The sequence below is a fragment of the Aeromonas sp. SER genome (assembly GCF_038739615.1).
Classification (GTDB): Bacteria; Pseudomonadota; Gammaproteobacteria; order Enterobacterales; family Aeromonadaceae; genus Aeromonas; species Aeromonas jandaei.
Genome location: NZ_JBCGFC010000015.1, coordinates 60,973 through 82,823 on the forward strand (window position 1 = coordinate 60,973; position 21,851 = coordinate 82,823).

General features: G+C 56.5%; 24 protein-coding genes. 22 read left to right on the forward strand and 2 right to left on the reverse strand.

Annotated elements, in window-relative coordinates; genetic code table 11:
* Together dnaN and dnaA are read right to left on the reverse strand one after the other, a co-directional pair.
* On the reverse strand, window positions 1–1,104 hold the full coding sequence (dnaN, locus tag AAHA41_RS18980; RefSeq protein ID WP_042031091.1) for a DNA polymerase III subunit beta: 1,104 nt from the start codon (window positions 1,102–1,104) through the stop codon (window positions 1–3).
* Between the two features lie 15 nt (window positions 1,105–1,119).
* Complete coding sequence (gene dnaA, locus AAHA41_RS18985; protein ID WP_323069247.1) at window positions 1,120–2,496, reverse strand: chromosomal replication initiator protein DnaA; 1,377 nt, start codon at window positions 2,494–2,496, stop codon at window positions 1,120–1,122.
* Between the two features lie 311 nt (window positions 2,497–2,807).
* On the opposite strand from dnaA, the gene AAHA41_RS18990 reads away from it, so the two are divergent.
* The 22 genes from AAHA41_RS18990 to AAHA41_RS19095 all read left to right on the forward strand — a co-directional run bounded on the left by AAHA41_RS18990 (window position 2,808) and on the right by AAHA41_RS19095 (window position 21,831).
* Window positions 2,808–3,566, forward strand: a complete 759-nt coding sequence (locus AAHA41_RS18990) for an amino acid ABC transporter substrate-binding protein (RefSeq protein WP_033115252.1) — start codon at window positions 2,808–2,810, stop codon at window positions 3,564–3,566.
* Window positions 3,567–4,235 carry an amino acid ABC transporter permease gene (locus AAHA41_RS18995; RefSeq protein WP_323069246.1) on the forward strand — a complete coding sequence of 223 codons (669 nt, stop codon included), beginning with the start codon at window positions 3,567–3,569 and terminating at the stop codon, window positions 4,233–4,235.
* A 12-nt stretch (window positions 4,236–4,247) separates the two neighbouring features.
* Entirely contained in the window at window positions 4,248–4,982 is a 735-nt protein-coding gene (locus tag AAHA41_RS19000) for an amino acid ABC transporter ATP-binding protein (protein ID WP_043851676.1), read from the forward strand.
* A gap of 270 nt (window positions 4,983–5,252) precedes the next feature.
* Window positions 5,253–5,387, forward strand: a complete 135-nt coding sequence (gene rpmH, locus AAHA41_RS19005; protein ID WP_005307156.1) for a 50S ribosomal protein L34 — start codon at window positions 5,253–5,255, stop codon at window positions 5,385–5,387.
* The gene (gene rnpA, locus AAHA41_RS19010) at window positions 5,387–5,746 is read left to right on the forward strand and encodes a ribonuclease P protein component (RefSeq protein WP_005342318.1); all 360 of its coding nucleotides are present in this window, start codon (window positions 5,387–5,389) and stop codon (window positions 5,744–5,746) included. Before rpmH ends, rnpA begins: the two co-directional genes overlap by 1 nt.
* Complete coding sequence (gene yidD / locus AAHA41_RS19015) at window positions 5,713–5,961, forward strand: membrane protein insertion efficiency factor YidD (protein WP_010672280.1); 249 nt, start codon at window positions 5,713–5,715, stop codon at window positions 5,959–5,961. Before rnpA ends, yidD begins: the two co-directional genes overlap by 34 nt.
* Before the next feature lie 5 nt (window positions 5,962–5,966).
* Window positions 5,967–7,613 (forward strand): membrane protein insertase YidC, encoded by a 1,647-nt coding sequence (gene yidC / locus AAHA41_RS19020; protein WP_323069245.1) that lies wholly within the window; start codon window positions 5,967–5,969, stop codon window positions 7,611–7,613.
* A 110-nt stretch (window positions 7,614–7,723) separates the two neighbouring features.
* Window positions 7,724–9,085, forward strand: coding sequence for a tRNA uridine-5-carboxymethylaminomethyl(34) synthesis GTPase MnmE (gene mnmE / locus AAHA41_RS19025; protein ID WP_071914522.1), 1,362 nt, complete (start codon window positions 7,724–7,726; stop codon window positions 9,083–9,085).
* A 414-nt stretch (window positions 9,086–9,499) separates the two neighbouring features.
* Complete coding sequence (mioC, locus tag AAHA41_RS19030; protein WP_071914511.1) at window positions 9,500–9,949, forward strand: FMN-binding protein MioC; 450 nt, start codon at window positions 9,500–9,502, stop codon at window positions 9,947–9,949.
* A gap of 508 nt (window positions 9,950–10,457) precedes the next feature.
* The gene (gene mnmG / locus AAHA41_RS19035; RefSeq protein WP_323069244.1) at window positions 10,458–12,347 is read left to right on the forward strand and encodes a tRNA uridine-5-carboxymethylaminomethyl(34) synthesis enzyme MnmG; all 1,890 of its coding nucleotides are present in this window, start codon (window positions 10,458–10,460) and stop codon (window positions 12,345–12,347) included.
* A gap of 21 nt (window positions 12,348–12,368) precedes the next feature.
* On the forward strand, window positions 12,369–12,995 hold the full coding sequence (gene rsmG / locus AAHA41_RS19040) for a 16S rRNA (guanine(527)-N(7))-methyltransferase RsmG (protein WP_033115246.1): 627 nt from the start codon (window positions 12,369–12,371) through the stop codon (window positions 12,993–12,995).
* Window positions 12,996–13,021: 26 nt separating this feature from the next.
* Window positions 13,022–13,825 (forward strand): ParA family protein, encoded by an 804-nt coding sequence (locus AAHA41_RS19045; protein WP_033115245.1) that lies wholly within the window; start codon window positions 13,022–13,024, stop codon window positions 13,823–13,825.
* Window positions 13,822–14,730, forward strand: coding sequence for a ParB/RepB/Spo0J family partition protein (locus tag AAHA41_RS19050; protein WP_104016726.1), 909 nt, complete (start codon window positions 13,822–13,824; stop codon window positions 14,728–14,730). The genes AAHA41_RS19045 and AAHA41_RS19050 overlap by 4 nt, the downstream gene beginning before the upstream one ends.
* A gap of 190 nt (window positions 14,731–14,920) precedes the next feature.
* Complete coding sequence (locus tag AAHA41_RS19055) at window positions 14,921–15,331, forward strand: ATP synthase subunit I (protein WP_033115243.1); 411 nt, start codon at window positions 14,921–14,923, stop codon at window positions 15,329–15,331.
* Between the two features lie 8 nt (window positions 15,332–15,339).
* On the forward strand, window positions 15,340–16,119 hold the full coding sequence (gene atpB, locus AAHA41_RS19060; protein WP_033115242.1) for a F0F1 ATP synthase subunit A: 780 nt from the start codon (window positions 15,340–15,342) through the stop codon (window positions 16,117–16,119).
* Window positions 16,120–16,180: 61 nt separating this feature from the next.
* Window positions 16,181–16,423 carry a F0F1 ATP synthase subunit C gene (atpE, locus tag AAHA41_RS19065; RefSeq protein ID WP_005307205.1) on the forward strand — a complete coding sequence of 81 codons (243 nt, stop codon included), beginning with the start codon at window positions 16,181–16,183 and terminating at the stop codon, window positions 16,421–16,423.
* A 55-nt stretch (window positions 16,424–16,478) separates the two neighbouring features.
* A complete protein-coding gene (gene atpF, locus AAHA41_RS19070; protein ID WP_005342350.1) occupies window positions 16,479–16,949 on the forward strand; it encodes a F0F1 ATP synthase subunit B in 471 nt (156 codons plus the stop codon).
* Window positions 16,950–16,962: 13 nt separating this feature from the next.
* On the forward strand, window positions 16,963–17,496 hold the full coding sequence (gene atpH / locus AAHA41_RS19075) for a F0F1 ATP synthase subunit delta (RefSeq protein ID WP_041210473.1): 534 nt from the start codon (window positions 16,963–16,965) through the stop codon (window positions 17,494–17,496).
* Between the two features lie 15 nt (window positions 17,497–17,511).
* Window positions 17,512–19,053: a F0F1 ATP synthase subunit alpha gene (gene atpA, locus AAHA41_RS19080; RefSeq protein WP_042031086.1), complete on the forward strand. Its 1,542-nt coding sequence runs from the start codon at window positions 17,512–17,514 to the stop codon at window positions 19,051–19,053.
* Between the two features lie 42 nt (window positions 19,054–19,095).
* A complete protein-coding gene (gene atpG / locus AAHA41_RS19085; protein WP_041210471.1) occupies window positions 19,096–19,962 on the forward strand; it encodes a F0F1 ATP synthase subunit gamma in 867 nt (288 codons plus the stop codon).
* A 33-nt stretch (window positions 19,963–19,995) separates the two neighbouring features.
* Complete coding sequence (gene atpD / locus AAHA41_RS19090) at window positions 19,996–21,384, forward strand: F0F1 ATP synthase subunit beta (RefSeq protein WP_026455856.1); 1,389 nt, start codon at window positions 19,996–19,998, stop codon at window positions 21,382–21,384.
* Between the two features lie 18 nt (window positions 21,385–21,402).
* A complete protein-coding gene (locus AAHA41_RS19095; protein WP_033115239.1) occupies window positions 21,403–21,831 on the forward strand; it encodes a F0F1 ATP synthase subunit epsilon in 429 nt (142 codons plus the stop codon).
* Window positions 21,832–21,851: the final 20 nt, after the last annotated feature.

Genomic DNA, 21,851 nt, shown 5'->3' on the forward strand with positions numbered 1-21,851 from the left:
CTAGATCCGCATCGGCATTACCACGTACTGAGCATCCTGATTTTCAAAATCCTCAATAATGGCGCTGCTGACGGAATCGCTCAGGCTAACCCGGATTTGCTCACATTTTAACGTATTCAGCACGTCCAGCACATAAGAGACGTTGAATCCGATCTCCATCTCGCCAGCAGCGTATTGTACGTCAAGCAGCTCTTCCGCTTCTTCCTGTTCCGGGTTGTTGGCGGTGATGCGCAGCAGGTTTTCCTGCAGATTGAGACGCACCCCACGGAATTTTTCGTTGGAGAGGATCGCCGCGCGGGCAAACGCCTGACGCAGATCCTCACGGCCGGCGATCAGGGCCTTGTCGCTGTTGCGCGGAATGACCCGACGCCAGTCCGGGAAACGGCCATCCACCAGCTTGGAGGTGAAGATGAAGCCGTCGAGGGCGGCACGCAGGTTGCTGCGACCGATCTGCAGTCGCACCGGCTTCTCTTCCGCTTCCAGCAGACGCACCAGCTCCAGCACCCCTTTGCGCGGCAGGATAACCTGATGATCGGGCAGCGATTCCCCTACTACCTCGCGGCGGCAGGTGGCCAGACGGTGACCGTCGGTCGCCACGGTACGCAGACCGTGACCTTCGCTTTCGAACAGCATGCCGTTCAGGTAGTAACGCACATCCTGGCTGGCCATGGAGAACTGGGTCGCATCGATCAGCTTCTTCAGCTCCAGCTGGCTGATATCGAACTCGAGCACGGACTCCCAATCCTCGATGTTCGGATACTCGGTTGCCGGCAGGGTCGACAGATTGAAACGGGAACGACCGGAACGGATGATCAGGCGATCGCCTTCGGTATTGAGACGGATCTCGGCACCTTCCGGCAGACCACGGCAGATGTCCAGCAGCTTGCGCGCCGGCACAGTGGTGCGGCCATCTTCGCTGGCACCATTCAGATAGACCTGACCGATCATCTCTACTTCGAGATCGGTACCGGTCAGCGACAGCAGACCGTTGCTGACATCAAGCAGCACGTTGCCGAGGATCGGCAGGGTCGGTCGGCCACCCAGGGCACCGGACACCAGTTGCAGAGGACGTAACAGGGCCTCACGGCTAATTTCGAGCTGCATCTGTGCTCTCCGTTATCAGGAAGAAAGGGTACGGATCAGGTTGGAGTAGTCCTCCTTGATGTCGTGACTCTCCTCCTTCAGCTGCTCGATCTTGCGGCAGGCATGAAGAACGGTGGTATGGTCACGGCCACCAAAGGCATCACCTATCTCCGGCAAACTGTGGTTGGTCAGCTCCTTGGCCAGTGCCATCGCCAGCTGGCGCGGGCGGGCCACGGAGCGGGAACGGCGCTTGGAGAGCAGATCTGCAAGCTTGATCTTGTAGTACTCCGCCACCGTCTTCTGGATATTGTCGATGGTGACCAGCTTCTCCTGCAACGCCAGCAGATCGCGCAGCGCTTCGCGTACGAAGTCGATGTTGATGGCGCGACCGGTAAAGTTGGCGTTGGCGATCACCCGGTTGAGAGCCCCTTCCAGTTCACGGACGTTGGAACGCAGCCGTTTGGCAATGAAGAAGGCCACTTCGTCCGGCAGGTGGATCTGGTTCTCGTCCGCCTTGCGCATCAGGATGGCGACGCGAGTCTCCAGCTCAGGCGGCTCGATCGCCACGGTCAGGCCCCAGCCGAAGCGGGACTTGAGGCGATCCTCGACACCGTTGATCTCTTTCGGATAGCGATCCGAGGTGAGGATGATCTGCTGGTTGCCTTCGAGCAAAGCGTTGAAGGTATGGAAGAACTCCTCCTGGGAGCGCTCCTTGTTGGCGAAGAACTGGATGTCATCGATGAGCAGGGCATCGACGCTGCGGTAGTAACGCTTGAACTCTTCAATAGCGTTGTTTTGCAGCGCTTTCACCATGTCCTGCACAAATCGCTCGGAGTGCATATAGATGACTTTCGCATCTTTTTTGCTCTCCTTGATGGCATTGCCAACGGCGTGCAGGAGGTGGGTTTTACCCAAACCGGTACCGCCATAGAGGAACAGCGGGTTGTAAGCACCACCCGGATTGTCCGCCACCTGACGGGCCGCCGCACGAGCCAACTGGTTGGACTTACCCTCGACGAAATTTTCGAAGGTATAGTTCACGTTGGTGTTGCTCTTGTGGTTCGGCTCGGGCTTGGTTTCGGGCTTGCTTTCCCAGCTCTTCTGCAAGTTATTCACAGGCGCAGCACCCTGCGCCGGCACTCTGCTTGCAGCGACGGTGACGGGGTGGGGACGATTGCCAATATCAAAACGCAGGGCGGGGCCATCGACCCCGCAAAGTTCGTTAATGATGCCGTTCACCCGGATGAGGTACTTGTCTCGTACCCAGTCCAGAACGAAGCGATTCGGTGCATACAGGGTCAGAGTATTGTCACTCAACTCCGCTTGAAGCGGCCGGATCCACATGCTGAATTCTGCCGAGGGCAACTCATCTTGCAGCCGGTTAAGGCACTGCTGCCATAGCGAAGCAGTCACTCTAAACTCCTGTCGATTGATTAACTAAAGACCGGCTATTCTACGTTTTTCGCCGCCGGATCTCCAGCCGTGACCCCGCGGATCCAGCAAATAAGATCCTTGACTTTCAAGGATCCAGCGCCTCCGGATCATCTTTCATCCCCAAAGTTACCCACAGCTTGATCCACTGCTGCAACTAGCGGATCTCGTGCTGCACTCCTGTTATTTCATATAACCAAATGTCATTTATTTTTTAAATTTTATTCCAATAACATCAGTGCCAAAGCAGTTATTACAACTACAAATACAAGACATTTAGAGAGAGAAACCCCATGAAAACTTCCATCAAGCTTATTTCCGGCGCAGCCATCCTGTTGGCTACCCTGTCTGGTCAGGCCATCGCCCAGGAGACCATCAAGGTCGGTATGTCCGGCAAGTACTTCCCGTTCACTTTCGTCAAGCAGGACAAGCTGCAGGGCTTTGAAGTGGATATGTGGAACCAGATCGGCGAACGCACCGGCTACAAGGTCGAGTTCGTGACCGCCAGCTTCTCCGGTCTGTTCGGCATGCTGGAAACCGGCCGTGTCGATACCATCTCCAACCAGATCACCATCACCGACGAGCGCAAGGCGAAGTACGACTTCTCCCAGCCCTACGTCTATGACGGCGCCCAGATCGTGGTCCGTCAGGGCAACAACACCATCCACGGCATCAAGGATCTGGAAGGCAAAAAGGTCGCGGTCAACCTTGGCTCCAACTTTGAAGAGCTGCTGCGCAAGAACGATCCGAACCACAAGATCGATATCCGCACCTATGACTCCGCCTTCGAACAGGATGTCGCGCTGGGCCGCATTGACGCCTTCGTGATGGACCGCGTCTCCACCGCCCAGCTGATCAAGGAGTCCAAGCTGCCGCTGCAACAGGCTGGCGCACCGTTCGAAACCATCGAGAACGCCCTGCCCTTCCTGAAGACTCCAGAGAAGCAGGCGCTGCTGAAAAAGGTCGATGAAGCTCTGACCGCCATGCGCAAGGATGGCTCCCTGCGTCAAATCTCCGAGAAATGGTTCGCGTCCGACATCACCGACAAATAAATGATGCACTTCGATATCGAGTACACCGTAGGGCTGTTTCCCATCCTGCTCAAATATCTGGGCACCACGATGGAGATGGCCCTGTGGGGATTCGCGTTGGCACTCGTACTGTCGCTGGCACTGGCGATAGTACGGGTCTTTCGCATCCCCGTGATCCACTGGCTGGCGATGCTCTATATCTCGTTCTTTCGGGGTACACCGCTGCTCGTCCAGCTGTTTCTGCTCTATTACGGGCTGCCACAACTGTTCCACGTATTTTCCGGGATGGATGCCTTTACCGCCGCCATCATAGGTCTGACCCTCCACTTTGCCGCCTACATGGCCGAGTCGATCAGAGCGTCGATCCTGGGTATCCATAAAAGTCAGATGGAAGCGGCGCTCAGCATCGGCATGAGCCGGCTGCAGGCAATGCAGCGGATCATCTTGCCGCAGGCGGCACGCATAGCCACCCCGTCGCTGATGAACTACTTCATCGACATGATCAAGAGCACCTCGCTGGCCTTTACCCTCGGTGTGGCCGAGATCATGGGCAAGGCGCAGATGGAAGCCTCCTCCTCTTTCAAGTTCTTCGAGAGCTTTATGGCGGTGGCGCTTATCTACTGGGTGGTGGTCATCTTCTTTACCCGCTTGCAGCACCTGCTGGAAATTCGTCTCAACCGTGCCTATTAAAGGAGGGCTCTCATGATCAAGCTAACCGGCCTCTCCAAGGCATATCAGGGCAATCAGGTGCTCAACGGCATCGATCTGGAGGTAAAGAAGGGGGAGATAGTGGTCATTATCGGCCCCTCCGGCACCGGCAAGTCGACTCTGCTGCGCTGCCTCAACCTGCTGGAGACCCCGGATGCGGGTTCGCTTGCCATCGACGATCTGCAGCTCAATCTGGCAAATGCCAGCGAGCAGCAGGCCATCGAGCTGCGCAAGCGCGCCTCCTTCGTGTTCCAGAACTACGCCCTGTTTGCCAACAAGACGGCGCAGGACAACATTGCCGAAGGGCTGATCACCGTCTGGAAACAGCCAAAGGCGGAAGCCCGTGCTACCGCCCTCGGCATCCTTGAGGATATAGGTCTTGCCGACAAGAAGGACGCCTATCCGGCCTCCCTCTCCGGCGGCCAGCAGCAACGGGTCGGCATCGGCCGTGCCATGGCGGCCCACTCCAAGGTGATCCTGTTTGACGAACCCACCTCGGCGCTCGATCCGGAATGGGTCGATGAAGTGCTCGGGCTGATGAAAAAGCTGGCTAGCCAGCACCAGACCATGGTGGTGGTGACCCACGAGATTGAATTCGCGCGGGATGTGGCCGATCGGGTGATCTTCATGGAAGGTGGCCGGATCGTGGAGCAAGGCCCGCCGGATCAGATATTGGTCGATCCCAAGGATCCCCGTACCCGGGAGTTCTTGCGGAAAGTCCTTAAATAGCTCTCTCTTTGGCGGCCTGGCCGCCTTTTTTATTGAGGGATCCCTTGTTTAACACCGGGTTGCCAGTATAATCCGGAGCCCTCGATCCTCTGGATCCTCACACTCGGCAGCGGCCTTTTCAAGACCACCGCAGGATGAGAGGGAACGGCGGATTGACTAAAAGCCGAACTCTGTTTAGAATTCGGCCTCTTTTGCTAGTCGTCACACGCTATAGCTGGCGCGTCGGCTAAGTGTGACAATCAAAACTGTACAGTAATACGGAATCGAATCATGAAACGTACTTTTCAACCGTCCAACCTGAAGCGCAAGCGCTCTCACGGTTTCCGCGCCCGCATGGCAACTGCCAACGGTCGTAAAGTTCTGGCCGCTCGTCGTGCCAAGGGTCGTGCCCGCCTGGTAGTCTAATGCCTACCCAGCACACCTTCTCTCGGGAGTTACGTCTGTTAACTCCCGAACACTTCAAACGCGTTTTCGCCGAGCCTGTCCGGGCCGCCTCTCCGCAGATTACTCTTCTCGCCTCTCCCAATTCGCTCGAACACCCTCGTCTTGGTCTCGCTGTGCCCAAAAAAGCACTCAAGCGTGCCGTTTGGCGTAACCGTGTCAAACGGGTGGTTCGGGAAAGTTTCCGCCTCAAACAACATCAGCTGCCCGCTATCGACATCGTGGTGATCGCCAAGGCCGGTGTGAAAGAGATGGATAACGAGGAACTGTTCAAGTTACTGGAAAAGCTATGGCGCACTCTGTCACGCCGTTGCAATGGGTAGCTATCAAACTGATACGTCTGTATCAGCTAATCATTAGTCCCCTGCTGGGGCCGCGCTGCCGTTTTACCCCGACTTGTTCCCAATTTGCGATAGAAGCAATCCGACTTCACGGTTTCATAAAAGGCGTTTGGTTAGCCAGCAAACGTCTATTAAAATGCCATCCCTTATCCGAGGGTGGTTATGACCCGGTTCCGCAACCAAAGCGAAGAAACTGAAGACTATGGAATCACAACGCAATCTACTCCTGATCGGTTTGCTGTTCGTGAGCTTTTTGCTCTGGCAACAGTGGGAGTCCGACAAGGCTCCCAAGCCGGCCCCGACTACCGTGGCCCAAACCGAACATTTCGTACCTGAAGCCGGTCAATCCGGTGATATTCCTCAGGTTTCCGAGCAAGCCAATGCGACTGCCGCACGCAAGCTGATCACCGTCTCCTCCGACGTGCTCAAGCTGACTCTGGATACCCAGGGTGGCGACATCGTCTCTGCTGAACTGCTGGCCCACAAGCTGGAAGAAGGCAAGGATCAACCGTTCGTACTGCTGACCAGCCAACCTGAGCACCTTTATGTTGCCCAGAGCGGTCTGGTTGGTCGCGATGGTCCTGACAGCCAGGCCCAGGGTCGTCCCACCTATGAAGCCGCCCAGACCAGCTACCAGCTGGCTGATGGTCAGGATCAAGTCGTCGTTCCGATGACCTGGACCGACAGCAAGGGCGTTGTCTTCACCAAGGAGTTCATCCTCAAGCGTGGTGACTATGCCGTTGGCGTCGACTACAAGATCGACAACAAATCCGCCGAGCCGGTACAGGTGCAGTTCTACGGTCAGCTGAAGCAGACCGTGGCGACTCCGAAAGACCAGCAAGGCCATGCCATGGTAGCCAGTGCTTACCGCGGCGGTGCCTTCTCCACTGAAGATACCCGCTACAAGAAGTACACCTTCGACGAGATGAAGGATGCCGACCTGAGCAAGACCACCAAGGGTGGTTGGGTCGCCATGCTGCAACACTACTTCGTCTCTGCTTGGGCTCCGAACGCAAACGATACCAACAGCTTCTACAGCCGTGTGATCCCGGGCAAAGGCCAGGCCATCATCGGTTACAAGGCGCCGATTGTTGACGTGGCTGCCGGTCAACAGGCTGAAGTGACCAGCAAACTGTGGGTTGGTCCCAAGCTGCAAGACCAGATGGCCAAGGTGGCAAACCACCTCGACCTGACCGTCGATTACGGCTGGCTGTGGTTTATCGCCCAACCGCTGCACTGGCTGCTGACCGTGTTCCACGGTTTCGTCCAGAACTGGGGTGTGGCCATCATCATGCTGACCCTGCTGGTGCGCGGCATAATGTTCCCGCTGACCAAGGCCCAGTACACCTCCATGGCCAAGATGCGCATGCTGCAACCCAAGATTGCGGCCCTGCGCGAGCGCTTCGGCGACGATCGCCAGAAGATGTCTCAGGGCATGATGGAGCTGTACAAGAAGGAGAAGGTCAACCCGCTGGGTGGCTGTCTGCCGATCCTGGTTCAGATGCCCATCTTCATTGCTCTCTACTGGGCACTGATGGAGTCTGTTGAGCTGCGCCACGCGCCGTTCGCCCTGTGGATCACCGACCTGTCAGTGAAGGACCCCTTCTTCGTGCTGCCAATCCTCATGGGTGCCTCCATGTGGTATCTGCAGAAGATGAGCCCGACCACCGTGACCGACCCGATGCAGCAGAAAGTGATGCAGTTCATGCCGATCATCTTCACTTTCATGTTCCTCTGGTTCCCGGCTGGCCTGACTCTCTACTGGCTGGTGAGCAACGTCATTTCCATTACCCAGCAGACCATCATCTATCGTCAGCTGGAGAAGAAAGGCCTGCACACTCGCAACTGATGCGCAGCTAATCTTCCCGTGATGACAAAAGAGGCGGCCTTCGGGCCGCCTTTTTTATTACAATGTCTCCCACTACGTTTTCCTATCAGCGAACAAACGAGCCAAGCAAGATGACTACAGATACGATCGTGGCCCAGGCCACCGCCCCCGGCCGTGGTGGCGTCGGCATAGTCCGGGTATCCGGTCCCGCCGCCGAACAGGTTGCCGAGATAGTGCTCGGCAAGTGCCCGCGGGTACGCTACGCCGAATATCTGCCGTTCAGGGATGAGCAAGGCGAAGTACTGGATCAGGGCATAGCCCTGCTGTTCAAGGCCCCCAACAGCTTTACCGGCGAAGATGTGCTGGAGCTGCAGGGCCACGGCGGCCCCGTCATCATGGACATGCTGATCCGCCGCATTCTGCAAATTGAAGGGATCCGCCCTGCCCGCCCCGGCGAGTTCAGCGAGCGCGCCTTCATCAACGACAAACTGGATCTGGCCCAGGCCGAGGCGATAGCCGATCTTATTGAAGCCTCCAGCGAACAGGCTGCCCGCAGCGCTATGCACTCCCTGCAGGGGCAGTTCTCCAGCAAGATCCAGCAGCTGGTGGAAAACCTGACCCGGCTGCGTATCTATGTGGAAGCGGCCATCGACTTCCCGGACGAGGAGATCGACTTCCTCTCCGATGGCAAGGTGGCGGGCGACCTCTACGCCATCATGTCCGAGCTGGACGACGTGCGTGGTGAAGCCAAGCAGGGCGCCCTGCTGCGGGAAGGGATGAAGGTGGTGATCGCCGGTCGTCCCAACGCCGGCAAATCGAGCCTGCTCAACGCTCTGGCAGGCCGTGAGTCAGCCATCGTTACCGAGATTGCCGGTACCACCCGCGACGTGTTGCGCGAGCACATCCATCTCGATGGCATGCCACTGCATATCATCGACACCGCCGGCCTGCGCGACACCCAGGACAAGGTGGAGCAGATCGGTATCGAGCGCGCCTGGGCCGAGATCGAGCAGGCCGATCGGGTGCTGTTTATGGTGGATGGCACCACCACAGACGCAGTAGACCCGCGCGAAATCTGGCCGGAATTTGTTGATCGGTTGCCAAAAAACATCGGTCTCACCGTCATTCGCAACAAAGCTGACTTGACTGGCGAAGATCTAGCACCGAGTCAGGAGCAGGGCCACGCAGTCTATCGCATCTCCGCCAAGACCGAGCTGGGGCTGCCTGCCCTGCGCGAGCACCTGAAAGCCTGCATGGGCTTCCAGGGCAACACCGAAGGGGGCTTTATGGCCCGCCGCCGCCATCTGGATGCTCTGGAGCGCGCCGCCGAGCGGCTGCTGGTGGCCAAGGAGCAGCTGGAAGTGTTCGTGGCTGGCGAGCTGGTGGCCGAAGAGCTGCGCCTGGCGCAGGAGTCCCTCTCCGAGATCACCGGTGAATTCAGCTCCGACGATCTGCTGGGCCGCATCTTCTCCAGCTTCTGCATCGGCAAATAAGCCGGTTCGGCAGACAATAAAAAGCCCGGGTTCGTCCCGGGCTTTTTTGTGCATTTTTCGTCCACAAACCTAGAGGCGACGCAGGCACCACATGAAGTAAGCACCTCCTTACCGCCGCTTTATATCGTGCAATAAAGGGAAATCCCCACCATTTCACATGCTCAAGCATTTGCTGAAAAGGAAGTAGAAAGAGCCCAGCAGCCTTAAGATGCCATCGGGAAATGACCCCCAAGGCTCCTGACAAGCCTCTTTTATTTCATCCGCTCAACAACGCCACCCGGCGGATCTTACAGAGACAAGATCCACAGCTATCTCTGAGTGGATCCATTATCCCCAAGCTTTATCCATATTTATCCACATCCTTTGGAGTTAGAATCCGGCTTCGCCTCTTTTCTCTGAATCAGGATCCATTCCATGGCAAAACTCAATATCGTCGTCGGTTCCATGCTGGGGGCCGCCGAATATGTCGCCGATCATGTGGCCAATCTGCTGGAACAGGCGGGTCACCAGACCCGGATCCACAACCCAGCCTCGCTGACCGAGGTACTGGATGAGCCCGGATCCATCCTGCTGGTGGTCACTTCCACCCATGGTGCCGGGGATGTGCCCGACAACCTGCAGCCCTTCGCCAAGGATCTTGCCGAGCAGCATCCGGACCTTAACTCACTGAAATATGGAGTGATCGCCCTTGGTGACAGCAGTTATGACACCTTCTGTCAGGGCGGCAAGACAGTGGATCGGCTGCTGGCCGAGTGTGGTGCCAGCCGGATCGGAGAACGGCTCGACATCGATGTAACCCGTTACGAGATACCGGAAGATGCCGCAGAAGCCTGGATCCATAACTGGATGACCATGATCGCCTGATCACTCACGGGAGATCCGCAATAAAAGTGCGATCTCCCGACTTATCCCCAGATCGGCTATCCACCAGGTTATTAACAGCTGGATCTTGCCAAGTTGTTCTACACGGTTACCCACAGCAATCCATATAAATGTGCATAACTACAGGTTTAACCTCTGTAAAACCTATAGTTATCCTATGAATGAGATCTTGTGCAGGTTTGCACTGTGCATAAAAGTCAGGGTTGTCCCACGGTTCAAGGAGCCAGGATCCAAGCTTTTCCACAAGCTGGGATCGCCTTTAACTGAATGATCTTTATGATCAAAAAGTGCTTATCAACAGATCTGGCTGATCCTAATAAAAGATCCAGTAAAAGATCGATCTAAAGATCCTTAAGATCTATTTAGTGGATCCTCTCTTCATACTGAACGTTAAGTAGACGTTCCCCTCAGGGCGTGAAACAGATAGAATGTTCCGCCTTTTAGCCCAGGCAAATACAGATCTTCAGGCGTGCAGATCAAGGTGATCCCAATGCAATACCATGAACAATTTGATGTGATCGTCGTCGGTGGCGGTCATGCCGGAACCGAAGCAGCAACAGCGGCAGCCCGTATGGGCATGAATACCCTGTTGCTGACCCACAATATCGATACGCTGGGGCATATGTCCTGCAACCCGGCGATCGGCGGGATCGGCAAGGGACACCTGGTCAAGGAAGTTGACGCTCTCGGCGGGATCATGGCTAGAGCCATCGATCTTGGCGGGATCCAGTTCCGCACTCTCAACTCATCCAAAGGGCCGGCAGTACGCGCTACCCGCGCTCAGGCGGATCGCCTGCTTTACAAGGCTGTCGTGCGCCAGATGCTGGAGAACTACCCCAACCTGAAGATCTTCCAGCAGGCCTGTGACGATCTCATCATGGACGGGGATCGTGTTGCCGGTGTGGTGACCCAGAGCGGGATCCGCATTAGCGGCAAGACTGTGGTGTTGACCGTAGGCACCTTCCTGAATGGTTTGATCCATATCGGGATGGAGAACTACAAGGGCGGCCGTGCCGGGGATCCTCCCTCGATCGCCCTCGCCCAGCGCCTGCGCGAACTGCCGCTGCGCATCGATCGCCTCAAGACCGGCACACCGCCCCGCATCGATGCCCGCAGCGTCGATTTCTCCGTAATGCAGGAGCAGCACGGTGACGATCCGCGTCCGGTATTCTCTTTCATCGGTGATGCCAGCCAGCATCCCCGTCAGGTGCCTTGCTACGTAACTCATACCAACGAGCGCACCCACGATGTGATCCGCAATAACCTGGATCGCAGCCCCATGTACGCCGGGGTGATCGAGGGGATTGGCCCGCGCTACTGCCCATCGATCGAGGACAAGATCACCCGCTTTGCCGACAAGATTGCACACCAGATCTTCGTCGAGCCGGAAGGGCTGACCACTCACGAACTCTACCCGAACGGGATCTCCACCAGCTTGCCGTTTGACGTGCAGGTGCAGATCGTTCGCTCCGTGCGTGGCTTCGAGAATGCCCACATCACCCGCCCGGGTTATGCCATCGAGTACGATTTCTTCGATCCGCGGGATCTCAAGGCCAACATGGAGAGCAAGTGCATTCCAAACCTGTTCTTCGCTGGCCAGATCAACGGGACGACCGGTTACGAAGAGGCGGCGGCACAAGGCCTGATGGCTGGTCTGAACGCGGCCCTGCGTGCGCAGGACAAGGATCCCTGGCATCCGCGTCGGGATCAGGCCTACATGGGCGTGATGATGGACGATCTCTCCACTCTGGGAACCCGCGAGCCCTATCGCATGTTCACCAGTCGTGCCGAATATCGCCTGCTGCTGCGTGAAGACAACGCCGATATCCGCCTGACCACCATTGGTCGCGAGCTGGGTCTGGTGGATGACGAGCGCTGGAGCAAGTTCAACGCCAAGATGGAACAGGTTGAGCTGGAGCGTCAGCGCATGCGCTCGACCTGGATCCACCCGCAGCATCCGTCACTGGAGGCGGTCAACACCCTGGTCAATACCCCGCTGACCCGCGAACAGAGCCTGGAAGAGCTGCTGCGCCGTCCGGAAGTGACCTACGATGCCCTGATGACCATCGACGGGATCGGCCCTGCTGTGGCGGATCCTGCCGCTGCCGAGCAGGTGGAAATCCAGATCAAGTACGCCGGTTACATCGATCGTCAGCAGGACGAAGTTGAGAAGCAGCTGCGCAACGAGAACACCCTGTTGCCGCTGGATCTCGACTATCGCGATGTGAATGGCCTCTCCAACGAGGTGAAAGCCAAGCTCAACGATGCCAAACCGCAGACCATCGGTCAGGCTTCCCGCATCTCCGGCATCACCCCGGCGGCCATCTCCATTCTGCTGGTGCACCTGAAAAAACACGGCCTGCTGCGTAAAACCGCCTGAGGATTCTTACCGTTGGAAAATATGCTGGAAAGATTGAACGGCCTGCTCATGCAGGCCGGAATTGTTATCACCGATACCCAAAAGAGCCAACTGGTGCAGCTGGTCGAGTTGCTGCACAAGTGGAACAAGGCTTACAATCTCACCTCGGTTCGTGATCCGGACGCCATGCTGGTCAAGCATATCCTCGACAGTCTGGTGGTAAGCCCCCACTTGCACGGGGAGCGCTTCATCGATGTGGGGACCGGTCCCGGCTTGCCTGGACTGCCGCTGGCCATCATCAACCCGGACAAGCAGTTCGTTCTGCTGGACAGTCTGGGCAAACGGATCAACTTCATCCGCCAGGTCATTCTGGAGCTGGGGTTGACCAATGTGACGCCGATCAAATCCCGGGTGGAAGAGTATCAACCCGAAGTCGGGTTTGATGGTGTACTCAGCAGAGCGTTCGCTTCGCTGGAGGACATGCTGAGCTGGTGTCACCACCTGCCGTCAGAACAGGGCAGCTTCCTCGCGCTCAAGGGACAATATCCCGCAGAGGAGCTGGCCCAGTTGCCTGCCAATATCCGTCTGGTAGCCTGTCATGAGTTGCGGGTGCCGGAGCTGGAAGGCGAACGTCATCTGCTGGAATTCAAACATATCCAGCCCGAATAGGGTCGCAGTTTCATTTAGGGGATAGTGTGGGAAAAGTCATTGCCATAGCCAACCAGAAGGGTGGAGTGGGTAAAACCACCACCTGTGTGAACCTGGCCGCCTCCATGGCCGCCACCCGGCGCAAGGTGCTGGTGATCGATCTGGATCCGCAGGGCAATGCCACCATGGGCAGCGGCGTCGACAAGTACGAAGTCGAGCGCACCGCCTATGAGCTGCTGATCGAAGATGCCCCCATCAGCGAGGTGATTATCCCCGAAACTTCCGGTGGCTATCACCTGATCGCTGCCAACGCCGACGTGACCGCGGCCGAAATCCGCCTGATGGAGTTTTTCGCCCGCGAGATCCGCCTGCGCAATGCGCTGGCCTCGGTGCGGGACAAGTACGACTACGTCTTCATCGACTGTCCCCCGTCCCTCAACATGCTGACCGTGAATGCCATGGCCGCCGCCGACTCCGTGCTGGTGCCCATGCAGTGCGAATACTATGCGCTGGAGGGGCTCACTGCTCTGGTCGATACCATCAGCAAGCTGGCCGCCGTGGTCAATCCCGATCTCAAGATCGAAGGGGTGCTGCGTACCATGTACGATCACCGCAACCGGCTGGCCAATGATGTGTCCGATCAGCTAAAACAGCACTTCGGCGACAAGGTCTACCGCACCATCATTCCCCGCAACGTCAGACTGGCGGAGGCGCCGAGCTTCGGTGCGCCGGCCATGCACTATGACAAATCATCGGTGGGCGCCAAGGCCTACCTGGCTCTGGCTGGCGAGATCCTGCGCCGTCAGGAGCAGGAACGTCAGGCGACCATCGCAGACCGAGAGAGCGTATGACTCCGAAAAAACGTGGACTGGGCAAGGGGCTGGATGCTCTGCTCAGTACCAGCACGGCTGCCCGCCAGAAACAGGTGATGAGCGATCAACGTACCGAGCAGGCCATGGCCCCCACCAATCAGGGTGAGCTGCGCAAGCTGCCAGTCGAGTGGCTGCACTCGGGCAAGTACCAGCCGCGCAAGGACATGTCGCAGGATGCGCTGGAAGAGCTGGCCAACTCCATCCGCGCCCAGGGGGTGATCCAGCCCATCGTGGTGCGTCCGGTCGCCGAACACTCTTTTGAAATCATCGCTGGCGAGCGGCGCTGGCGCGCGTCCCAACTGGCCCGGCTTGAAGTGGTTCCCTGCATCGTCAAGGATGTTCCTGACGAAGCAGCGGTGGCCATCGCGCTGATTGAGAACATCCAGCGCGAAGATCTCAACGCCATCGAAGAGGCGGTCGCCCTGCAGCGACTGCTGACCGAATTTGAACTCACCCACCAGCAGGTGGCCGAGGCGGTGGGCAAGTCCCGCACCACGGTGACCAACCTGTTGCGTCTCAACCAGCTCAACGATGACGTGAAGCGTTTCGTCGAGCATGGCGATCTCGACATGGGCCATGCCCGTGCCTTGTTGGCCCTGAGTGGCCAGGCCCAGTCCGAACTGGCCAAGCTGGTTGCCCAGAAAGGGCTGACTGTGCGTGATACCGAAAAGCTGGTGCAAAAGGCGCTGGAGCCGGCAAAAGACAGGGTCGAACCGGCCCGCGATCCGCAGATCGGTTACCTGGAGCGCCAGCTGGCTGAAAAAATTGGCAATCAGGTACAACTTCAGCCTGGCAAGCGGGATAGCGGAAAGTTAGTAATTAGTTACGAGAACTTGTCCGATTTGGACCGCATATTGGGCTATTTTGGCGTGTCGGAATCGTGATTTTTACGCTTTTTGTAGTAATAAAACATCCATTCCTTTTGATATGGGCATAACCCTGATTTTGCGCTGAAAGCCGCAAAAATTAAGGATTTTTGTCATATTGCAATAGTGGCCCTCAAGGGTATAATTTGACCGGCTTTTAGAGCTGTTAACATGGGGTCTTCGGATCCCGATTTTTTACAGTTCTGTAATGTTCAGGGGTAGGTTGGTGAAGCAGAAAATAGCCTTGGAAGGTTTGACACTGGCCTTGGTTATGCTCGTTTGTCAGCTGGTCCTGATCCTGGCGATGAGTGCCGTCTGGTATTACCTGACTGGTGCCAGCGCCGGTTATTCCGCCCTTTACGGAGGGGGGATGTACTGGGTTCCTCAGGCCTTGTTCACTCTCTGGGTACTGCGCCGCAAGGTAACGGCCGAGAGTGTGGGTCTGGTTCTGCGGGACTTTTATGGTGGGGCAGGGATTAAGCTCATTACTACAACAGGTCTATTCGCCCTGATGTTTGGTGCGGGAGTCGAGGTCGTTACCGTCTCGTTTTTCGCCACTTATATCCTCGCCCTCGTTGTACAGTGGATAGTCTCATTCACGCTTAACAACCACTATTAGGAAAACTCATGTCTGCAACCGGAGAAGTCCTGACTCCTCAGGGATATATCTCCCACCACCTGACCCACCTGCAAGTCGGGTCCGGGTTCTGGACGGTCAATATCGACTCAATGGTATTTTCCGTCGTGCTAGGCGCCCTGTTTATCCTGTTGTTCCGCAAAGTAGCCGTCAACGCTACCAGCGGGGTGCCGGGTAAGCTGCAGTGCTTTGTGGAGATGCTGGTCGAGTTTGTGAATGGTAACGTCAAAGACATCTTTCACGGTCGCAACAAGGTCATCGCACCTTTGGGGCTGACGGTGTTTGTCTGGATCTTCCTGATGAACCTGATGGATCTGATCCCTGTTGACTTTATCCCTCACGCTGCACAATTGATGGGTATTCCCTATCTGCGTGTGGTTCCCTCCGCTGACGTTAACATCACCATGTCCATGGCTTTGGGCGTGTTCTTCTTGATCCTGTACTACAGCATCAAGGTCAAGGGTATCGGCGGGTTTGTGAAGGAGCTGACGCTTCAGCCTTTCAATCACCCGGCTGCCATCCCGGTTAACCTCATCCTGGAAACTGTTACGCTGGTATCCAAACCGGTCTCTCTGGGTCTTCGACTGTTCGGCAACATGTATGCTGGCGAACTGATCTTTATCCTGATTGCGGGTTTGCTACCCTGGTGGTCACAGTGGATTCTGTCCGTGCCTTGGGCAATTTTCCACATCCTGATCATCACTTTGCAGGCATTCATCTTCATGGTTCTGACCATCGTCTATCTGTCGATGGCGCAGGAAGACCATTGATGATGCGACTCAAATAATCCTTTTTATACAATCAATTACATCTAAATAAATGGAGATCCTCATGGAAAACTTGAACATGGACCTGCTGTACATCGCTGCTGCAATGATGATGGGTCTGGCTGCTATCGGCGCTTCCATCGGTATCGGTATTCTGGGTGGTAAATTCCTGGAAGGTGCTGCTCGTCAACCTGACCTGATCCCTGTTCTGCGTACCCAGTTCTTCATCGTAATGGGTCTGGTCGATGCGATCCCGATGATCGCCGTTGGTCTGGGTCTGTACGTGATGTTTGCGGTTGCTGGCTAAGTCGTTACGACATCTCCAGGCATAACCCATTAACTAACTAAAGAGGACATCGGCTGTGAATATCAACGCCACCCTCCTCGGCCAAGCAATTGCTTTTTTCTTCTTCGTAGTGTTTTGCATGAAGTACGTATGGCCGCCGTTGATTGCTGCCATCGAAGCCCGTCAGAAAGCTATTGCTGATGGTCTCTCTTCTGCTGAGCGTGCCAAGAAAGATCTGGATTTGGCCAAGGCCAACGCCGTCGATCAGCTGAAAGAAGCCAAGCTCCAGGCTGCTGAAATCATTGAACAGGCCAACAAACGCAAGGCCCAGATCATTGATGAGGCAACTGTCGGAGCCCAGTCTGAGCGGGAAAAAATCCTGGCTCAAGGCCGTGCCGAGATTGAAGCTGAACGTCATCGTGCCAAAGAAGAACTGCGCAAGCAGGTTGCTGCTCTTGCCATTGCTGGTGCAGAGAAGATCCTGGCGCGCCAAATCGACCAGGCTGCCAACAGCGACATCGTCGACAAACTGGTAGCAGAACTGTAACGGGAACGGGGCTATGTCTGAACTGACTACAATCGCTCGCCCCTACGCCAAGGCTGCTTTCGAGTTTGCCGTTGAGCACAAGGCGGTTGATCAGTGGCTGGGGATGCTCAGCTTCGCTGCGGAAGTAGTGAAGAACGAGACCATCCACTCCCTGGTAAACGGCTCTGTGGCTGCCGAAGAGCTGGCAAAACTGTTTGTCAGCATCTGCGGTGAGCAACTCGACGAGCATGGCCAGAACCTGATCCGGGTAATGGCTGAGAATGGTCGCTTGGGTGTGCTGCCGGCGGTCGTTGCCGAATTTGTGGTGTTCAAGGCTGAACTGGATAAAGAAGTTCAGGCTGACGTGACATCGGCGATTGCACTGACCGACCAGCAGAAAGCCAATATTCAGGCTTCTCTGGAACAACGTCTCGCGCGCAAAGTGAAGCTGAATTGCAGCATCGATGCGTCCTTGATGGCCGGGGTGCTCATCAAGGCCGGTGATCTGGTTATCGACGGAACTGTCCGCGGTAAGCTGGATCGCATGGCTGACGCGCTGCAATCTTGATTGGGGTATTAGAGCATGCAACTGAATTCCACTGAAATCGCCGAGCTGATCAAGCAGCGCATTGCGCAGTTTGATGTAAAGAGCGAAGCGCGTAACGAAGGTACCATCGTCTCTGTAAGCGACGGTATCATTCGTGTCCACGGCCTGGCCGATGCCATGCAGGGTGAGATGATCGAGCTGCCGGGCAACCGCTACGCTCTGGCATTGAACCTGGAGCGTGACTCCGTTGGTGCCGTAGTAATGGGTCCCTATGCCGATCTGGCCGAAGGGATGAAAGTAAAAGGTACTGGCCGCATTCTGGAGGTGCCGGTTGGTCGTGGTCTGTTGGGCCGGGTGGTCAACACCCTGGGTCAGCCTATCGACGGTAAAGGTCCGGTCGAGCACGATGGCTTCTCTCCGGTAGAAGTGATTGCCCCGGGCGTTATCGAGCGTAAGTCTGTTGACCAGCCTGTCCAGACCGGTCTGAAAGCCATCGACGCCATGATCCCTATCGGTCGTGGCCAGCGTGAGCTGATCATCGGTGACCGCCAGGTAGGTAAAACTGCCATCGCGATCGACACCATCATCAACCAGAAAGACTCCGGCATTAAGTGTGTCTACGTTGCGATTGGCCAGAAGGCCTCCACCATCGCCAACGTGGTGCGCAAGCTGGAAGAGCACGGTGCTCTGGCCAACACCATCGTGGTGGTTGCCTCTGCTTCCGAAGCTGCTGCCCTGCAGTATCTGGCTCCGTACTCCGGTTGCTCCATGGGTGAGTACTTCCGTGACCGCGGTGAAGATGCCCTGATCATTTATGATGACCTGTCCAAGCAGGCCGTTGCATATCGTCAGATCTCCCTGCTGCTGCGCCGTCCGCCAGGACGTGAAGCATTCCCGGGCGACGTATTCTATCTGCACTCCCGTCTGCTGGAGCGTGCTGCTCGCGTCAACGACGAGTACGTAGAGAAGTTCACCAAGGGTGAAGTGAAGGGCAAAACCGGTTCTCTGACCGCGCTGCCGATCATCGAAACCCAGGCTGGTGACGTATCCGCGTTCGTTCCGACCAACGTGATCTCCATCACCGATGGCCAGATCTTCCTGACTTCCCAGTCTTTCAACGCCGGTATTCGTCCTGCGGTTGATCCGGGTATCTCCGTATCCCGTGTGGGTGGTGCCGCCCAGACCAAGATCGTCAAGAAGCTGTCCGGTGGTATCCGTACCGCGCTGGCTCAGTACCGCGAACTTGCTGCGTTTGCCCAGTTCTCTTCCGACCTGGACGATGCGACTCGCAAGCAGCTGGACCACGGTCAGAAAGTGACCGAGCTGATGAAGCAGAAGCAGTACTCTCCGATGAGCGTTGCTCACCAGTCTCTGGTGCTGTTCGCCGCGGAAAAAGGCTATCTCTCCGATGTCGAGCTGAACAAGATCCTCGATTTCGAAGCCGCTCTGCTCTCTTTCGCCGATACCCAGCATGCCGAGCTGATGGCTGAAATCAATGCCAAGGCTGACTACAACGACGCGATCGTTGGCAAGCTGACTGCGTTGCTGGACAACTTCAAGGCAACCCAGACCTGGTAAGCGTGTGTGGCAGCGCAAGCTGCCACCTGATGGAGAGAAGAGATGGCCGGCGCAAAAGAGATACGTAACAAGATCGGGAGTGTGAAAAACACTCAGAAGATCACCAGCGCTATGGAAATGGTGGCAGCAAGCAAGATGCGCCGTGCGCAGGATCGCATGTCTGCCAGCCGTCCGTACGCTGAAACCATGCGCAAGGTGATCGGCCATATCGCTCAGGGGAACCTGGAATACAAGCACCCCTACCTCATCGAACGTGAGGTCAAGCGAGTGGGTTACATCGTCGTCTCCACCGACCGTGGCCTGTGTGGTGGTCTGAACATCAACCTGTTCAAGGCTGCCCTCAATGATATGAAGCAATGGAGCGCGAAAGGTGCCAAGGTTGACCTGGCTCTGATCGGCAACAAAGCCTCCAACTTCTTTGAACGGCACGGCGCCAAGGTGAAAGCTCACGTCGCAGGACTGGGCGATAACCCGAGCGTCAATGACCTGATTGGTTCAGTCAAGGTCATGCTGAAGGCTTACGACAACGGTGAGATTGACAAGCTGTATCTGGTGTACAACAAGTTCGTCAACACCATGGTGCAGCAACCACGGGTCGATCAACTGCTGCCTTTGCCCGTAACTGAAGACAGCAAGCTCGCCAAGAAACACCACTGGGATTACCTCTATGAGCCGGATCCCAAGAAGCTGCTGGATACCCTGCTGGTTCGCTATGTCGAATCTCAGGTTTACCAGGGTGTAGTGGAAAACTTGGCCAGTGAACAGGCAGCCCGAATGGTTGCCATGCAAGCCGCGACTGACAACGCCGGTAACCTGATTAACGATCTGCAACTGGTATACAACAAGGCCCGTCAGGCCAGTATTACCCAGGAGCTGACAGAGATCGTATCCGGTGCTGCTGCGGTGTAAGGCAAGGGTTATCAAAGGTTTAGAGGATTTGACATGAGTAACGGTTTCATCGTCCAAATCATCGGCGCTGTAGTGGACATCGAGTTCCCGCAGAATGCCGTGCCCCAGGTGTACGATGCACTGAAGGTCGTTAGCGAAGGTCAAGGCCAGGGTCTGGTGCTGGAAGTTCAGCAACAGATCGGTGGCGGCGTCGTTCGTTGCATCACCATGGGTTCCTCCGACGGTCTGCGTCGTGGGTTGGAAGTAATGAATAGCGGTAAATCCATCCAGGTTCCGGTCGGTACTGCGACCCTGGGTCGGATCATGAACGTACTGGGCGAGCCAATCGACGAGAAAGGCCCGATCGGTGAAGAAGAGAGCTGGTCAATCCACCGTGAAGCCCCCAGCTACGAAGATCAGTCCAACAGCACCGAGCTGCTGGAGACCGGCATCAAGGTTATCGACCTGGTATGTCCGTTCGCCAAGGGTGGTAAAGTGGGTCTGTTCGGTGGTGCCGGTGTAGGCAAAACCGTAAACATGATGGAGCTGATCCGTAACATCGCGATCGAGCACAGCGGTTACTCTGTGTTCGCCGGTGTAGGTGAGCGTACCCGTGAGGGTAACGACTTCTACCACGAGATGATGGAGTCCAACGTACTGGACAAAGTATCTCTGGTTTACGGTCAGATGAACGAGCCGCCCGGAAACCGTCTGCGCGTAGCGCTGACCGGCCTGACCATGGCCGAGAAGTTCCGTGACGAAGGTCGTGACGTGCTGTTCTTCGTGGACAACATCTACCGTTACACCCTGGCCGGTACTGAAGTATCCGCACTGCTGGGCCGTATGCCTTCCGCAGTAGGTTACCAGCCGACTCTGGCCGAGGAGATGGGTGTTCTGCAAGAACGTATCACCTCCACCAAGACCGGTTCCATCACCTCCGTACAGGCCGTTTACGTTCCTGCGGATGACTTGACTGACCCGTCTCCGGCGACCACCTTCGCCCACTTGGATGCGACCGTCGTACTGTCCCGTCAGATCGCGGCACTGGGTATCTACCCGGCCGTTGACCCGCTGGACTCTACCTCTCGTCAGCTGGATCCGCTGGTAGTTGGCAAAGAGCACTACGAAACCGCCCGTGGCGTTCAGACCGTACTGCAGCGCTACAAAGAGCTGAAGGACATCATCGCCATCCTGGGTATGGATGAACTGTCAGAAGAAGACAAACTGACCGTAGCCCGTGCCCGTAAGATCGAGCGTTTCCTGTCCCAGCCGTTCTTCGTAGCAGAAGTGTTTACCGGTTCTCCGGGTAAATACGTGCCGCTGAAAGAGACCATCCGTGGTTTCCAGGGCATCCTGAAAGGCGAGTATGACGATCTGCCCGAGCAGGCGTTCTACATGGTTGGCGGTATCGACGAAGTCGTCGAGAAATCCAAGAAACTGTAAGCCTCTACTGGAGGGCCCATGGCTGAGATGATCTCCTTTCACCTGGACGTGGTGAGCGCCGAAGGAAAACTGTTTTCCGGTCGCGTGCAATCCGCTCAGGTATCAGGCTCCGAAGGTGAGTTGGGTCTCCGCCACGGTCATGCTCCGTTGCTGACTGCCATCAAGCCGGGCCTGGTCCGCTTGGTGAAGCAGAATGGAACTGAAGAGGTGCTGTACATCTCCGGCGGTATGCTGGAAGTACAACCCGAAGCCGTGACCGTGCTGGCGGACACCGCGATTCGTGCCGACGACTTGGATGAGGCGAAAGCCCAGGAAGCCAAGCGCGCAGCCGAAGAGCGGATCCACAGCTCCCATGGCGATATGGACTACGCCCAGGCCGCTACCGAGCTGGCCAAGGCGATGGCTCAACTGCGAGTCATCGATATCGTCAAAAAGAACTACCGCTAATAACGGTGATGTAAAAAGCG

Bases quoted from the DNA above. Each gene is read 5' to 3' on its own strand.
- dnaN (WP_042031091.1), bottom strand. From the start codon at position 1,104: ATGCAGCTCGAAATTAGCCGTGAGGCCCTGTTACGTCCTCTGCAACTG.
- AAHA41_RS18990 (WP_033115252.1), top strand. From the start codon at position 2,808: ATGAAAACTTCCATCAAGCTTATTTCCGGCGCAGCCATCCTGTTGGCT.
- AAHA41_RS18995 (WP_323069246.1), top strand. From the start codon at position 3,567: ATGATGCACTTCGATATCGAGTACACCGTAGGGCTGTTTCCCATCCTG.
- AAHA41_RS19000 (WP_043851676.1), top strand. From the start codon at position 4,248: ATGATCAAGCTAACCGGCCTCTCCAAGGCATATCAGGGCAATCAGGTG.
- rpmH (WP_005307156.1), top strand. From the start codon at position 5,253: ATGAAACGTACTTTTCAACCGTCCAACCTGAAGCGCAAGCGCTCTCAC.
- rnpA (WP_005342318.1), top strand. From the start codon at position 5,387: ATGCCTACCCAGCACACCTTCTCTCGGGAGTTACGTCTGTTAACTCCC.
- yidD (WP_010672280.1), top strand. From the start codon at position 5,713: ATGGCGCACTCTGTCACGCCGTTGCAATGGGTAGCTATCAAACTGATA.
- yidC (WP_323069245.1), top strand. From the start codon at position 5,967: ATGGAATCACAACGCAATCTACTCCTGATCGGTTTGCTGTTCGTGAGC.
- mnmE (WP_071914522.1), top strand. From the start codon at position 7,724: ATGACTACAGATACGATCGTGGCCCAGGCCACCGCCCCCGGCCGTGGT.
- mioC (WP_071914511.1), top strand. From the start codon at position 9,500: ATGGCAAAACTCAATATCGTCGTCGGTTCCATGCTGGGGGCCGCCGAA.
- mnmG (WP_323069244.1), top strand. From the start codon at position 10,458: ATGCAATACCATGAACAATTTGATGTGATCGTCGTCGGTGGCGGTCAT.
- rsmG (WP_033115246.1), top strand. From the start codon at position 12,369: ATGCTGGAAAGATTGAACGGCCTGCTCATGCAGGCCGGAATTGTTATC.
- AAHA41_RS19050 (WP_104016726.1), top strand. From the start codon at position 13,822: ATGACTCCGAAAAAACGTGGACTGGGCAAGGGGCTGGATGCTCTGCTC.
- AAHA41_RS19055 (WP_033115243.1), top strand. From the start codon at position 14,921: ATGTTCAGGGGTAGGTTGGTGAAGCAGAAAATAGCCTTGGAAGGTTTG.
- atpB (WP_033115242.1), top strand. From the start codon at position 15,340: ATGTCTGCAACCGGAGAAGTCCTGACTCCTCAGGGATATATCTCCCAC.
- atpE (WP_005307205.1), top strand. From the start codon at position 16,181: ATGGAAAACTTGAACATGGACCTGCTGTACATCGCTGCTGCAATGATG.
- atpH (WP_041210473.1), top strand. From the start codon at position 16,963: ATGTCTGAACTGACTACAATCGCTCGCCCCTACGCCAAGGCTGCTTTC.
- atpA (WP_042031086.1), top strand. From the start codon at position 17,512: ATGCAACTGAATTCCACTGAAATCGCCGAGCTGATCAAGCAGCGCATT.
- atpG (WP_041210471.1), top strand. From the start codon at position 19,096: ATGGCCGGCGCAAAAGAGATACGTAACAAGATCGGGAGTGTGAAAAAC.
- atpD (WP_026455856.1), top strand. From the start codon at position 19,996: ATGAGTAACGGTTTCATCGTCCAAATCATCGGCGCTGTAGTGGACATC.
- AAHA41_RS19095 (WP_033115239.1), top strand. From the start codon at position 21,403: ATGGCTGAGATGATCTCCTTTCACCTGGACGTGGTGAGCGCCGAAGGA.